Source organism: Mesorhizobium sp. M5C.F.Ca.IN.020.29.1.1, assembly GCF_003997375.1.
Taxonomy (GTDB): domain Bacteria; phylum Pseudomonadota; class Alphaproteobacteria; order Rhizobiales; family Rhizobiaceae; genus Mesorhizobium; species Mesorhizobium wenxiniae.
Map to the genome: position 1 here is coordinate 1 of NZ_RZSW01000127.1, position 12,948 is coordinate 12,948.

The 12,948-nt window shown below is 61.7% G+C and carries 12 protein-coding genes and 1 pseudogene; 4 read left to right on the top strand and 9 right to left on the bottom strand.

The window, feature by feature from the left end; translation table 11 throughout:
* Both EOA85_RS38080 and EOA85_RS12995 read right to left on the bottom strand, forming a co-directional pair.
* On the bottom strand, window positions 1-356 hold a 356-nt coding region (locus tag EOA85_RS38080; RefSeq protein ID WP_206523291.1), incomplete at its 3' end, for a hypothetical protein.
* A gap of 149 nt (window positions 357-505) precedes the next feature.
* Complete coding sequence (locus EOA85_RS12995; RefSeq protein WP_036267457.1) at window positions 506-1,384, bottom strand: LysR family transcriptional regulator; 879 nt, start codon at window positions 1,382-1,384, stop codon at window positions 506-508.
* An 82-nt stretch (window positions 1,385-1,466) separates the two neighbouring features.
* Between EOA85_RS12995 and EOA85_RS13000 the strand changes: the two genes are divergently transcribed.
* Both EOA85_RS13000 and EOA85_RS13005 read left to right on the top strand, forming a co-directional pair.
* The gene (locus tag EOA85_RS13000; protein ID WP_245485733.1) at window positions 1,467-1,799 is read left to right on the top strand and encodes a DUF4242 domain-containing protein; all 333 of its coding nucleotides are present in this window, start codon (window positions 1,467-1,469) and stop codon (window positions 1,797-1,799) included.
* Between the two features lie 171 nt (window positions 1,800-1,970).
* Window positions 1,971-2,897, top strand: a complete 927-nt coding sequence (locus tag EOA85_RS13005; protein ID WP_206523292.1) for an oxygenase MpaB family protein — start codon at window positions 1,971-1,973, stop codon at window positions 2,895-2,897.
* A 168-nt stretch (window positions 2,898-3,065) separates the two neighbouring features.
* On the opposite strand, the gene EOA85_RS13010 is transcribed toward EOA85_RS13005, so the two are convergent.
* The 4 genes from EOA85_RS13010 to thrC are packed head-to-tail and all read right to left on the bottom strand — an operon-like array spanning window position 3,066 to window position 9,274.
* The gene (locus EOA85_RS13010; RefSeq protein ID WP_127209689.1) at window positions 3,066-5,954 is read right to left on the bottom strand and encodes an EAL domain-containing protein; all 2,889 of its coding nucleotides are present in this window, start codon (window positions 5,952-5,954) and stop codon (window positions 3,066-3,068) included.
* Window positions 5,955-5,956: 2 nt separating this feature from the next.
* Window positions 5,957-6,553 carry a GNAT family protein gene (locus tag EOA85_RS13015; RefSeq protein ID WP_029355659.1) on the bottom strand — a complete coding sequence of 199 codons (597 nt, stop codon included), beginning with the start codon at window positions 6,551-6,553 and terminating at the stop codon, window positions 5,957-5,959.
* A gap of 16 nt (window positions 6,554-6,569) precedes the next feature.
* Window positions 6,570-7,862, bottom strand: coding sequence for a pitrilysin family protein (locus tag EOA85_RS13020; protein WP_029355661.1), 1,293 nt, complete (start codon window positions 7,860-7,862; stop codon window positions 6,570-6,572).
* A gap of 14 nt (window positions 7,863-7,876) precedes the next feature.
* Complete coding sequence (gene thrC, locus EOA85_RS13025) at window positions 7,877-9,274, bottom strand: threonine synthase (protein ID WP_127209690.1); 1,398 nt, start codon at window positions 9,272-9,274, stop codon at window positions 7,877-7,879.
* A gap of 126 nt (window positions 9,275-9,400) precedes the next feature.
* Here thrC and EOA85_RS13030 point away from each other — a divergent pair, with 126 nt between their 5' ends.
* Window positions 9,401-10,075 carry a hypothetical protein gene (locus tag EOA85_RS13030; protein ID WP_065006237.1) on the top strand — a complete coding sequence of 225 codons (675 nt, stop codon included), beginning with the start codon at window positions 9,401-9,403 and terminating at the stop codon, window positions 10,073-10,075.
* A gap of 38 nt (window positions 10,076-10,113) precedes the next feature.
* On the opposite strand, the gene EOA85_RS13035 is transcribed toward EOA85_RS13030, so the two are convergent.
* On the bottom strand, window positions 10,114-10,803 hold the full coding sequence (locus EOA85_RS13035; protein WP_127209691.1) for an HAD family phosphatase: 690 nt from the start codon (window positions 10,801-10,803) through the stop codon (window positions 10,114-10,116).
* 174 nt (window positions 10,804-10,977) lie between these two features.
* Between EOA85_RS13035 and EOA85_RS13040 the strand changes: the two genes are divergently transcribed.
* The gene (locus EOA85_RS13040; RefSeq protein WP_127209692.1) at window positions 10,978-12,111 is read left to right on the top strand and encodes a site-specific DNA-methyltransferase; all 1,134 of its coding nucleotides are present in this window, start codon (window positions 10,978-10,980) and stop codon (window positions 12,109-12,111) included.
* A gap of 66 nt (window positions 12,112-12,177) precedes the next feature.
* On the opposite strand, the gene EOA85_RS13045 is transcribed toward EOA85_RS13040, so the two are convergent.
* A complete protein-coding gene (locus EOA85_RS13045) occupies window positions 12,178-12,789 on the bottom strand; it encodes an HAD family phosphatase (RefSeq protein WP_029355668.1) in 612 nt (203 codons plus the stop codon).
* 45 nt (window positions 12,790-12,834) lie between these two features.
* Window positions 12,835-12,948, bottom strand: a pseudogene (locus EOA85_RS38930) (A/G-specific adenine glycosylase); the annotation flags it as partial.

The window sequence follows — 12,948 nt, forward strand, 5'->3', positions numbered from 1 at the left end:
GCCACCGCTCGTACATCTGCGGGAAACTTGCCTGGTTCATTGCGTAACTGGGCAAGGTCATGATTGTCCTCCCTCAAATCTCCATCCGGCCATTGTGAGCCTTCTCCCGCGCTCCTTCGGCGAGCGCGATTCCAACGAAGCAAGAAAGTTGCAGTCGTTTCGGAGAAAAAGGAAATGCCAATATTTGATCGCGCCGATGCAAGGCTGTCATCGGGAAAGGGCGATCCATGGAGATACACGAAATCCGCTACTTCCGGGTAGCGTCGCTGCTGCGTGACCCAGCCGGCGCTGACCCGCGCTATCCAGAAACTCGAGGCCGAGCTTGGAGGCATCCCTTCCACCGTGAGCATAGCCATGTCCATCTCACCGAGTTTGCGCGTCTCATGCAGCCACATTGCCCAAATGCGCAGCGATTGAGTGTCGGTAGTCCTGGATAGGGTCGGTACCGGTCCGAGGACCACCAGGGCGGCAGAACGCATCTAAAATCAGCTTCAGCAACAAACGCCTAGCCTGGCCAATCGAAGCTCTGGGCAGCTCGGACCATTGCCGCCGTCGCCGGGCTATAGGGCCGGCCCGGAACGCTAGCCAGGGACACGGTGCGTGCCACCGCGGGTTCGATCAGCGGACGCTGCAGAAGTTCAGGCGATGTCACCGAATATTCAGGCATGAAGGCGAAGCCGATCCGCGCCAGCACCATTGATTGGATCCAATCCTCGCGCTCGGAACGAAAGCGGGCATAAAGGCTGACGTTTCTTTCCCGGCACACACCCATCACCAGGTCCCGCATTTCGCAGGACAGACGGTCGACATAGGGTTCTTGAGAGAGATCGACCAACTTGATTGCATTGAGGCTCGCAAGCCGGTGATCCGGCGCGAATACGACGACGTAGCGCTCACTGTAGAGATCATGGACGCGGAAAGCCGCTCCCAGTCCCTCCAGCGGATTGAGGACGGCCAGATCGAGATCGCCTTGCTCAAGCCTGTTTTTCAGTTCCTGAACGCTCGCCTCGCTGACTTCAAGCTCGACGCCATGATAGTCGCGCTGGAACTTTGCCAGGAACCGGGCGAGCTTCACATGGCCGATGGTCGACATGACGCCGAGGCGGATCGGCACCTGGTTGAGCAGCCTGAAATTGTCGGCAAGCGTCCTGGTTGCGTGGGCCTCCTGCATGATCTGCTGAAGATGCGGCAGAATGGAGCGCCCGAACTCACTCAGGAGGACGCGCTTTCCCTCGCGGTGGAACAAGGGCGCGCCAAGCTCATCCTCGAGCGTCTTAACCGCTTTGGTGAGCGCCGGCTGAGACACATTGCAATCGGTGGCTGCCTTGGTGAAATTCAGCATCTTCGCGGCAGCAAGCACGTAGCGGACCTGAAACATCTCCATGGCGAGCCCTCCCGAGGCGGTTCCACGAAACGACATTGTAGCCCTTTCATCGATAACTGTCGGCTATCGATCGATAGAAAAAATGTCGTTCACTTTCGCCCGCCGCTGCATTCAACTCCTGTGGTTACTGTTCATAGGAGGAGATCTGGAAATGACTGTCTACATGGTGGAACGCGACCTCAAGGGCATCAGCATGGAAGCTCTGGGAGATGCGCAGAAGGCGGCGATCAGCCAGGCCGCCGAGATGACGTCCAAGGGCACCGACATCAGCTATCTGCGCTCGACCTTCGCACCGGAGGACGGGCGCTGCATGTGCCTGTTTGATGCTGTCTCCGATACCGACGTGAAGCGTCTAAACGACGATGCAGGCCTGCCCTACCACAGAATCGTGCCGGCGCTCGATCTTACGCCATAAGGCCAGCACGACCGGGCTCGTGATGACCATCCGGGCCCGGTGTTCTTGCGGATAATGCGCAGCGCGCCAGGCTGATCATTTGGAACTACGGAAAGACCAAGACGTTCGTGCATACTGCATCCGCTAGCCACTGGTTGGACACTTGTTGTTCCCAGGAGTCGGAGGCGTACCATGTTTGTCAATTCGGGCATCATCCCTCTGCCTCACCCACTTGAGCGTCGTGTGGATACTCTTGCGCAGTCGTTCATGCGCCAGCGGCTCGGATCTCAGATGGACTTCTCGACCCCGGAAGGCGAGCCGGCGCTGTTACCGCCCACCTCGATATCCTGGCGTATTTTCAAGAACCCTGTTGCGCTCTTCATCGGCGGGGTTACTGCGGTGCTGCTCGAATTGGCGGAGCCGCGGGTTCGCGACGCCATTTGGCAGCACAGCACATTCCGCTCGCACGCGCTCCGACGATTACAGCGTACGGGCCTCGCTGCCTTGGTTACGGTCTACGGCCCTCGAACCAAGGCTAAGGCCATGATTGAAGGTGTGGTCAGGATGCATGGGCGCGTTTCAGGTCGAACCAGCGAAGGTGAGCCATACCACGCCACCGACCCGGAGTTGCTGGACTGGGTGCAAGCTACGGCCGGGTTTGGTTTCATGGAGGCGTATCACGTCTATGTGCATCGTCTGCATTTTTTCGAACGGGACGTGATGTTTGCTGAGGCTCGCCCCGTCGCACTTCTCTATGGTGCGGCCGGCTCGCCCACGTCACAGGCCGAGCTTTACGCGCTGTTCGACGCGATGAGGCAAAGACTCGTCGCGTCGCCGATCGTCTTGGAATTCCTGGAGATCATGGAAGACGTTCCCGCCTTGCCGGGAGTGGCTCAACCGCTTCAGCGGCCATTTCTGAAGGCGGCCGTCGAGATCCTACCGCGCTGGGTGCGCAAGCGCTTGGCACTCGGCGACCGCTGGACCCTGACGCCGTGGGAGCGTGCTTTTGTGAAGACTACGGCGGCAATCTGCGAGAGCATCGTGCTTCCTTCATCCCCGGCCGTTCAATCGTGCCGTCGCCTCGGCCTTTCCGAGAGCTATCTCTATCGCCGCCGTTGATTCAGGCTTGCCAACATTGATGGGGCCGCGCCACGGGTAGGAGACTAAAATTTTCAATACTGAGTGACCAGGACGGTTTGCCTGCGACCTCCGTGCGCCGGGAAGCGGACCCCCCGGCATCTCGCCCAAAGGTGCGCAGCGGTCTTGGGACAACCGACATGCACAAAATCAAGCCTGAGCCAGCGGATACTGTTCCTTCAGCGTCTTCAGCACCTGATCGCCGGGCATCGGCGCGCCGAACATGAAGCTCTGCACATATTCGCAGCCCATCTGGCGCAGTTCGAGCGCATCGCTTTCATCCGAAATGCCCTCGGCCACGACCGAAAGGCCGAGTTCATGCGCCATGTTGACCATGGATTTGAGCAGCACCGCGCGCTTCGGCGTCGCGTCGTCGACAAAGCTCTTGTCGATTTTGATCGTGTCGAAGGGAAAGCGCGTCAGATAGGCCAGCGAGGAATAGCCGGTGCCGAAATCGTCCAGCGACAGGCCGATGCCAAGCTTCTTCAGCTTGTTCAGCACATGAGCTGTCTGCTCGGGATTGTCCATCACCAGCGATTCGGTGAGTTCGAGCCGGAAGCAGCGCGGCTTCAGGTTGGCCCGGGCGATCACCGAGCGGACGTCGCTGACCAGATCGCGGCGGATGAGCTGACGGCTGGACAGGTTGACCGAAACCGACAGCGGCGCGTCGCCGATCTGCTTTTGCCATCCCGCCAGATCTTCGGCGGCCTGCTGCATAGCGAACAGGCCAAGCTGCACGATCAAGCCGCAGCTCTCGGCGACCGGGATGAAATCGCCCGGCGGGATCATGCCGCGGCGCGGATGGTCCCAGCGCAAAAGCGCCTCGAAGCCGGCAACACTGCCGTCTTCCAGCCGCACGATGGGCTGGTAGGCGAGTGTGAATTCGCGCCGTTCGATGGCGCGGCGCAGGTCGGACTCGAACTGCAGCCGGTCGGTGCCGACGGTCCGGAAGGCGGGGCGGAACGGCTCGATCCTGTCGCCGCCAAAACGTTTGGCCTGGTGCATGGCAAGCTCGGCGTCCTTGACCATGTCCTCGGCCGAACTCTGCGCCGACGTCCAGGTGACCAGCCCGATCGAGGCGGTCAGCACGATCTCGCGCTTGGCAAAGGTGATCGGATTGTTGATCGCATGCTTGATGGCGTCGGCAACGGCTGCGATGCGGGCCGGGTCCTGTTCGGAAAGCAGCATCAGCGCGAACTGGTCGCCGGCAAAACGCGACAGCGAATCCTTCGGCTTGAGCAACCGGTGCAGCCGGCGCGCAACGGTCAGCAGGATGGTATCGCCGGCCGAGATGCCGAGCCCGTCATTGACCTGCTTGAACCGGTCGATGTCGATGACGAAGACGGTCGGACGCACTTTCTCTTCCGTGCGCGCGATCGAAATGATCGCCTCCAGCCGATTCATCAGCAATTCCCGGTTCGGCAGGCCAGTCAGATTGTCATGCACGGCATCGTGCAGCAGCCTCTCCTCGGACTTTTTCTGCTCCGTCACGTCTACCATGGTGCCGACGCAGCGGATGACCTCGCCGTCCGATCCGATCACCGGCCGTGCGCGCAGCGAAAACCAGTGATAGTGCCCGTCGGCGCCGCGCAGGCGGAAATTCTGCGACACCCGGCCGCGCCGGTGTTCGAGCACCACGTCGAGCGTGGTACGGAACGTGTCGCGGTCGTCGGCATGAAGTACCGGCAGCCAGTTACGAGCAGCTCCGCCCAGGCTGTCGGGCGCAAGTCCAAGCTGGATGCTGACATCCGGCCTGGTGACGACGCGGTCGCGCATCACGTCCCAGTCCCACACCGTGTCGCCCGATCCGGCGACGGCCAGCGCCTGCCGTTCGAGATCGGAGAACAGGCCCTGATGTAGTACGCCGCCGGCAAAGGCGTGCTGCATGACGGTGAAGCCGATCAGCAGGATGATGAGGATCAGCCCGCCGCCCAGTGCCGGCTGGGCGATGTCGTTGTCGAGCATGCCGGTGATCGCCATCCACGACCCGCATAGCCACAACAGGACCATGACCCAACTGGGCACCAGCATGATGGCACGGTCGTAGCCGCGTATGCCGAGGAAGATGATCAGGCCGAGGCCGGTCAGCGCGGTGGCGGCGAAGGACAGCCTGGCGATGCCGGCGGCGACCGCCGGATCGACGATCGCAACGCCAGCGATCAGCAGCAGCCCCAGAATCCAGACCAGCGCGCCGTAACTGAAATGGCCGTGCCATCGGTTGAGGTTGAGATAGGCGAACAGGAACACCACGAAGGTCGCCGCAAGCGCCACCTCCGTTCCGGCTCGCCACATCTGCTCGTTGCCGGGCGATATTTCCAGCACCTTGTTGAGAAAGCCGAAATCGATGCAGATATAGGCGAGCACCGCCCAGGCGAGTGCTGCGGTTGCCGGGAACATCGAGGTCCCCTTGACCACGAAAAGGATGGTCAGGAACAGCGCCAGAAGGCCGGCGATGCCGATGACGATGCCGCGAAACAGCGTGTAGGAATTGACCGAGTCCTTGTAGGATTCCGGATCCCATAGATATACCTGCGGCAGTTTGGGCGAGGCAAGTTCGGCAATAAAGGTGATCACCGTTCCGGGGTTCAGCGTCACCCGGAACACATCGGCGTCGGGGCTGCTCTGGCGGTCAAGCGCGAAGCCCTCGCTGGGCGTGATCGCGGCAATGCGGGTCGAGCCGAGATCCGGCCAGAAGATGCCGGAATTCACCAGCCGGAAATGCGGTGCGACAATCAGCCTGTCGAGCTGCTGGTCGGTGGTGTTGGCAAGCGCGAACACCGCCCAGTCGCCGGACGAGCGCGCATCATTGGCCTCGACCTCGATGCGCCGCACGATGCCGTCCGGGCCTGGAGCGGTCGACACCTGAAAGTTCTCGCCCTGGTTGCGGTAGATTTCGACGGCGCCCGAAAGGTCGAGCGCCACGTCGTCGCGGGCGATCTTGATCGGCTCGACGGCGAAGGCCGAGGACGCCGCGCAGAGCACGACGATTGCCGTCAGCACAAAGGCGAACAACGACCCGATTCGCAGGAAATTCGTCAAAATTAGTCCTTCGTTCCCGCGCCCGGCGGATCGTCTTCGATCCGGGCGTAGAGGTAGTGGTCCTGCCAGATGCCATTGATCCTGAGATAGGATCGCAGAAGTCCTTCGCGCCGGAATCCGGCTTTTTCAAGCACGCGGATCGACCGGGCATTGTCGGGAATACAGGCAGCTTCGATCCGGTGCAACCTCAGCGTATCGAAGGCGAAGCGCGTCACGACCTTGACCGCGTCGGTCATCAGACCACGGCCGCTGTAGCGCTCGCCGATCCAGTAGCCGATATGGCCGCTTTGCGCGACGCCGTGGCGGATGTTGCCGAGGGTGATGCCTCCGACAAGCTTGCCGCTGCCTTTCTCGAAGATGAAGAAGGCTATCGCCGTTCCCTGCGCATAGTCTTCGCGATAGCGGCTGAGGCGATGCCGCCAGGCCGTGCGGTCGAGCTCGTCGGGGTTCCACCGCGGCTCCCACGGCTCCAGGAAGGCGCGGCTTTCTCCGCGCAGCACCGACCATTCGCGATAGTCGTTGGTCAGCGGGACGCGCAGCGTGACCCGGTCACCCTTCAGTGCCGGCAGGTCACGGCGAAAGAAAGGGAGCGCGAACATGACGCTTTGATGGACTTTAGCCGGCGAGCTTTCGGGCCGTGGTCTGCGTGCCCGAAAGCGATTCGAGGACCGCCTCATAGGGAGCGAGCGTACCCACCGGTCCGACGGCAGTCAGCGTCGGCTTGGTCGAAAACAGCCGTGACGACAGGTCCGTCAGGCGCTCGACCGTCAGCGCCGACAGCCGTTCCATCAGCTCTTCCTTGGCGATCGGCCGGCCGAACAGCAGCATTTGCCGGGCGATCTGCGAGGCGCGGCTGGCCGGGCTTTCGGCGGACATGATCAGGCCTGCACGGTACTGGGCACGTGCCCGGTCGAGTTCCTCCTGCAGGATGTTCTCGCCGACCTTCTGCAACTCGTCGATGACCACCGGCACCAGCTCGGCGATGTCGCTCTGCCCGGTCGCGGCATGGACGCCGAATATGCCGGTATCGGAAAAACCCCAGTGGAAGGCATAGACCGAATAGCACAGCCCGCGCTTTTCGCGGACCTCCTGGAAAAGACGCGACGACATGCCGCCGCCAAGGATCATCGACAGGACCTGCGAGGCGTAGAAGTCGCGTACATGATAGGCGCGGCCCTCGAACCCCAGCACGATCTGCGCGTCCATCAGGTCGCGGTCCTCGCGGAAATCGCCGCCGACATATTGCGCAAATTGCGGCATCGTGTTGTCGGACTTGCTGCGGAAACCGCCAAGGTGCTTCTCGACCTCGCGCACGAAATTGTCGTGCTTGATGTCGCCGGCGGCGACGACCACCATGCGCTCGGCGCCATATTGCCGTTCGATGAATTTGTGCAATTGCTTCGAGGTGAAGGATTTGACGGTTTCCGGCGTGCCGAGGATTGAGCGGCCGATCGTCTGGTGGCGAAAAGCCGTCTCGGTGAAGCGGTCGAAGACGATGTCGTCGGGCGTATCGTGAGCGGCGCCGATCTCCTGCAGGATCACATGCTGCTCGCGCTCCAACTCCTGCGGGTCGAACTCGGATTCCTGCAAGATGTCGGAGAGGATATCGACGGCCAGGGGCACGTCGTCGCTCAGCACCCTGGCATAATAGGAGGTGGTCTCGACACTGGTAGCGGCATTGATCTCGCCGCCGACATCCTCGATTTCCGAGGCGATCTCGAAGGCGCTTCGCCTTCTGGTTCCCTTGAACGCCATATGTTCAAGCAAGTGGGCCATTCCGTGCTCTTCGCTACGCTCGTTGCGGGCGCCTGATTTGAGCCAGGCACCAAGAGCGACGGATTCGAGGCTTGGAAGGGTTTCGGTGGCGACTGTCAGGCCGTTCGACAGACGGCTTACCTCAACACCCATATAGCTGATACTCCCTAACTTGCCGCCCGCGTGTGGCGGCTAACATAATCTTCCACCATTTTCAGGTCGGATGGAAGTACCGTGTATTTTTCCTCTGATGTCATCAACCCGCCTAGCCATGCGGGCAGGGTCGGCGACACGCCGCTGGCGGCTTCGACGGCGGCCGGGAACTTTGCCGGATGGGCGGTGCCCAGCACCACCATCGGCACGGCAGTGGTGGCCTTCGCAGCCGCAACATGCATGGCTGCGGCCGTATGCGGGTCGAGCAGATAGTTGCTGGCTGCGAGCGTCGAGCGGATCGCGGCGGCAACTTCGTCCATGGTCGAGCGGCCGGCGTCGAATTCGGAGCGGATCCTGGCGATCTCGCCCGCTTCGATGGTGAAGGCGCCGGACTGCTTGAGGCCGCTCATGTAGCGCCGCACGGTCGAGGCGTCGCGGCCGGCCGCCTCGAACAGCAAGCGCTCGAAATTCGAAGAAACCTGGATGTCCATAGACGGCGACGTGGTCGAAAAGACGCCTTTCGTGCGATATTCGCCGCTCGACAGCGTGCGCGCCAGAATGTCGTTGTCGTTGGTTGCGATGATCAGCCGCTCGATCGGCAGCCCCATCTTCTTGGCGGCGTAGCCGGCGAAGATATCGCCGAAATTGCCGGTCGGCACGGTGAACGAAACCGGCCGGTCGGGCGCGCCGAGCGACAGCGCTGATGAGAAGTAGTAGACGATCTGGACCATGATGCGGGCCCAGTTGATCGAATTGACCCCGGACAGCGACACCCGGTCGCGAAAACCGTGATCGTTGAACATATCCTTCACCAGCCCCTGGCAATCGTCGAAATTGCCTTCGACCGCCAGTGCATGGACATTTGCGGCGATGGACGTCGTCATTTGCCGCTGCTGCACCGGCGAGACCCGGCCGTGCGGGAAAAGGACGAAGATGTCGGTACGATTGCGCCCGGCGAAGGCATCGATGGCGGCCCCGCCGGTATCGCCGGACGTGGCGCCGACAATGGTGGCGCGCTGGCCCCGTTCGGCAAGAACATGGTCCATCAGCCGGGCGAGAAGCTGCATGGCCACGTCCTTGAAGGCAAGCGTCGGGCCATGGAAGAGTTCCAGAACGAACATGTTCGAGCCGGTCTGCACCAGCGGGCAGACCGCCTCGTGACGGAACGTCGCATAAGCTTCGCGCACCAGGCGTTCGAACACCTGCATCGCGATCTCGCCGCCGACAAACGGCGACAGCACGCGGATGGCGAGGTCGGGATAGGCAAGGCCGCGCATGGCGCGGATCTCTGCCGCCGAAAACTGCGGCCAGGTATCAGGCACATAAAGACCGCCATCGCGCGCCAAGCCCGCCAGCACCGCGTCGGAAAATCCAAGCACGGGCGCTTCCCCGCGGGTACTCACATATTGCATCGTCATGTTCCATTGCTGCCGAGCGGTCCGTCCGCGGCAAAGTGGTTAATTTCCGTACTTGCTCAGTCGCATTTTTGCCGCGCGGTTGATATACGTCACCCGCTTTGCGAGAGGGAAGTGCAGTTCATGGCGTTTCATACATTTAACGGTCGTTTTGTCGCGGGTCTGGCGCTCACCGGCTTTATGCTTACCGCCGCCGGCTGCCAATCAGGCGGCAGTAGCATGCTGGGCTTCGGAAAGAAGGACACGACGCCGCCACCGCCGCCGGACCCCAAGGTTCTCGCCAGCCAATTGCTGGCCTATTGTCCGAAAGTGACGCTGCGCGACGGCACCGCCTTCTTCAACACCTATGCCAAGGGCGGTCAAAAGCCCAAGAAACAAGCCGCCGCCGAGGATGCAGAAGCTGCTGCGCTTGAAGTGAGCAGCGACCAGCAGGACGATTCCGCGAAGATCATCTATCAGGCTTCGATCACCGATGTGACCCGCGACTGCAACCGTGCCAACGGCTCGCTGACGATGAAGATCGCCGTCGCCGGCAAGGTCGTTCCGGGACCGATGTTCAGCCCGGGCACCATCACCATGCCGATCCGTATCGCTGTGATGCACGGCACCGAGGTCCTTTACTCGCAGCTTCACCAACATCAGGTCCAGGTTACCAATCCCTCGAGTGCCACCCAGTTCGTCTTCACCGATTCGAACGTTGTCGTTCCCGAGCCGACCGCGAAGGATTATCAGGCGTTCGCCGGCTATGACGAAGGCCCGCCGAAGAAGACCGACAAGAAGATTGCCGCGGCCGAATAGCGGCGGCGTTGGAGCCGCCTACGTCGGAGGCGCATGCATCACGCATCGGCCGACCATTCCGACAGGGCGGCGATCACGCTTTTCAGCTCCGCCCAGCGGCGGATGACCGTTTCGGCGCCGGCCTCGGTCAGCGCGTCGGCATGTCCGGGATAGCTGTGCGCCGCTCCGGTGAAGCCGATCACACGCATGCCGGCTGTCCTGGCGCCGGTCACACCGTGCACGGAATCCTCGATGACGAAGGTGTTCGCCGGGTCGGCCTTGAGTTTTTCCGCGGCAAAGAGAAACACGTCGGGCGCCGGCTTGGATTTTCCGCTCGGCGTTTCCAGCGAGGAAAAAATGTGCCCAGCGAAAAACGGCAGCAGACGCACCTTCTCCAACATGAATTCGATCCGCTCGGTGCGCGAATTCGAGCAGATGCAGCGCGGTGCTGTCACCGCGGCGACTGCCTGGTGCACCCCGTCGACGGCTCGCACGTCGGCGCGCAGCCGGCGGTCGACCAGCTCTTCGGCACGATCGATCAGCGAGGCCTGGAACGGGATGCGAGACTTCTCTTCGACACGCATCATGATGTCTTTGAAGGTCAGCCCGGCATAGGTTTCAGAAAGCTCCTCGGCCGATATCTCGTAACCGGCCGACGTCAAAAGCTCGGCTTCGATGCGCGCGGCAATGATTTCGGAATCGACGAGCACGCCGTCGCAATCGAAGATGACAAGGTCTGGCTGAGGCATAGCGATCCGGAAAGCGGGAGGGAGGGGCTGAGAAGGTTCAGGCGGCGCGGCATACACCAACAGACCGGTCTTCGCAAATTACCTGGGCTCCGGATCCTCGGCCTTCATCGAATATTTACGCTGATCGGTAACCATAACAGGGAGTAAACAGTAACGCGTGCTTTGGGTGTCACAATGTCTGCCGTGCGTCTTCTCGACGAGCTTTCCCATGCTCCGCAGCAATCCGAATGGCTGGATACGATCCTGAAGGGCGATTGCGTCGCCGCGCTCGACCGGCTGCCCGAAAAATCCATCGACGTGATCTTTGCCGATCCGCCCTACAATCTGCAGCTCGACGGCGATCTGCATCGTCCCGACCAGTCCAGGGTCGATGCCGTCGACGACGACTGGGACCAGTTCGCGAGTTTTGAGGTCTACGACGCCTTCACTCGCGCCTGGCTGCTGGCGGCGCGCCGCGTGCTGAAACCCAACGGCACCATCTGGGTCATCGGCTCCTACCACAACATTTTCAGGGTCGGCGCCAAGATGCAGGATCTGGGGTACTGGATCCTCAATGATGTCGTGTGGCGTAAGACCAATCCGATGCCGAATTTCCGTGGCCGCCGCTTTCAGAACGCGCATGAGACGATGATCTGGGCCTCGCGTGACCAGAAGGGCAAGGGCTACACCTTCAACTACGAAGCGCTGAAGGCGTCGAATGACGACATCCAGATGCGCTCCGACTGGCTGTTTCCGATCTGCACCGGCGGCGAGCGCCTGAAGAATGAAAATGGCGACAAGCTGCATCCGACGCAGAAGCCCGAGGCGCTGCTCGCCCGCATCATGATGGCCTCGACGAAGCCCGGCGATATCGTGCTCGATCCTTTCTTCGGCTCCGGCACCACCGGCGCCGTGGCCAAGCGCCTCGGCCGCCATTTCGTCGGCATCGAGCGTGAGCAGGTCTATATCGACGCCGCCAACGAGCGCATCGATGCAGTCCGGCCGCTGGATCGCGCTGATCTCACCGTGCTCACCGGCAAGCGCGCCGAGCCGCGCGTTGCTTTCGTCAGCCTCATCGACACCGGGCTGATGCTGCCGGGTGCCACACTCTATGACGCCAAGAAGCGCTGGGCGGCCAGGGTGCGCGCCGACGGCACGGTGGCGGTCGGCGACAGCGCCGGATCGATCCACAAGATCGGCGCGGAAGTTCAGGGGCTGGATGCCTGCAACGGCTGGACCTTCTGGCATTATGAGCGCAGCGGCGGCCTGACCCCGATCGACGAGCTTCGCCGTATCGCCCGCCTCGGCATGGAGCGGGCAGGGGCCTGACGAACGGATCGTATGTGTCTGCCATGTAAAAGCGGATTATCAATCGGCCTGTCGAAGTGATTCAAATCACACTCTGACCCCCAGCCCTCTGAGGTCCGCCTCGAGCGTCTTTGCGTCAGTGAACAGCACCGACTGCCAGCCGGCCGCCTTGGCACCGTCGACATTTTTAGGGCTGTCGTCGATGAACAGCGTGGCCGCGGGCTCGAGGCCGAACGCGGTCACATGATGGTCGTAAATGCCGCGATCCGGCTTGATCATGCCGATCTCGCCGGAAATGGTCACACCGCGCGGACGGTTGAGAAAGTCGAAACGCTGCCGGGCTTCAGCCAGCGTGTCGGCGGCGAAATTGGTCAGCATGGTGACGTCGTGGCCGCTCTCGATCAGCTTCTCCATGATCTGGACGCTGTCGTCATAAGCGTGCGGCACCATCTCGTGCCAGAGGCGGCGGAAGTTACGGATGTTTTCGGCGTGGTCCGGGTGTTCGGCGATCAGCAGCGCCTCGGCCTCTTCCCAGGTCCGGCCGCGGTCCTGCTCGATGTTCCAGTCATGCGTGCAGACATTGTCGAAGAACCATTTCCGCTCGTCGGCGTCGGGGATCAATCGGCTGAAGGGCAAGTTCGGATCGTAGTGGATCAGCACTTTGCCGATGTCGAAAACGATGTGGCGGATTTCGGTCATTCTAGTCCTCGTTCAATGCAATTCATGTGGGGTGATGTAGGCGATTCAATGTGCGCGCTGCTTCTTCGTCGCGCCCGGTATCGCCGCTTCGATTACCTTTTTCATGACGGTGGGCAGCGCTTCGCCGGAAATTTCGTGGGCCAGCGACCAGAAATGCCC

Bases quoted from the DNA above. Each gene is read 5' to 3' on its own strand.
- EOA85_RS13045 (WP_029355668.1), bottom strand. From the start codon at position 12,789: ATGACCGAAATCCGCCACATCGTTTTCGACATCGGCAAAGTGCTGATC.
- EOA85_RS13005 (WP_206523292.1), top strand. From the start codon at position 1,971: ATGTTTGTCAATTCGGGCATCATCCCTCTGCCTCACCCACTTGAGCGT.
- EOA85_RS13000 (WP_245485733.1), top strand. From the start codon at position 1,467: ATGTCGTTCACTTTCGCCCGCCGCTGCATTCAACTCCTGTGGTTACTG.
- EOA85_RS13040 (WP_127209692.1), top strand. From the start codon at position 10,978: ATGTCTGCCGTGCGTCTTCTCGACGAGCTTTCCCATGCTCCGCAGCAA.
- EOA85_RS13020 (WP_029355661.1), bottom strand. From the start codon at position 7,862: ATGGGTGTTGAGGTAAGCCGTCTGTCGAACGGCCTGACAGTCGCCACC.
- EOA85_RS13030 (WP_065006237.1), top strand. From the start codon at position 9,401: ATGGCGTTTCATACATTTAACGGTCGTTTTGTCGCGGGTCTGGCGCTC.
- EOA85_RS12995 (WP_036267457.1), bottom strand. From the start codon at position 1,384: ATGGAGATGTTTCAGGTCCGCTACGTGCTTGCTGCCGCGAAGATGCTG.
- thrC (WP_127209690.1), bottom strand. From the start codon at position 9,274: ATGCAATATGTGAGTACCCGCGGGGAAGCGCCCGTGCTTGGATTTTCC.
- EOA85_RS13015 (WP_029355659.1), bottom strand. From the start codon at position 6,553: ATGTTCGCGCTCCCTTTCTTTCGCCGTGACCTGCCGGCACTGAAGGGT.
- EOA85_RS13035 (WP_127209691.1), bottom strand. From the start codon at position 10,803: ATGCCTCAGCCAGACCTTGTCATCTTCGATTGCGACGGCGTGCTCGTC.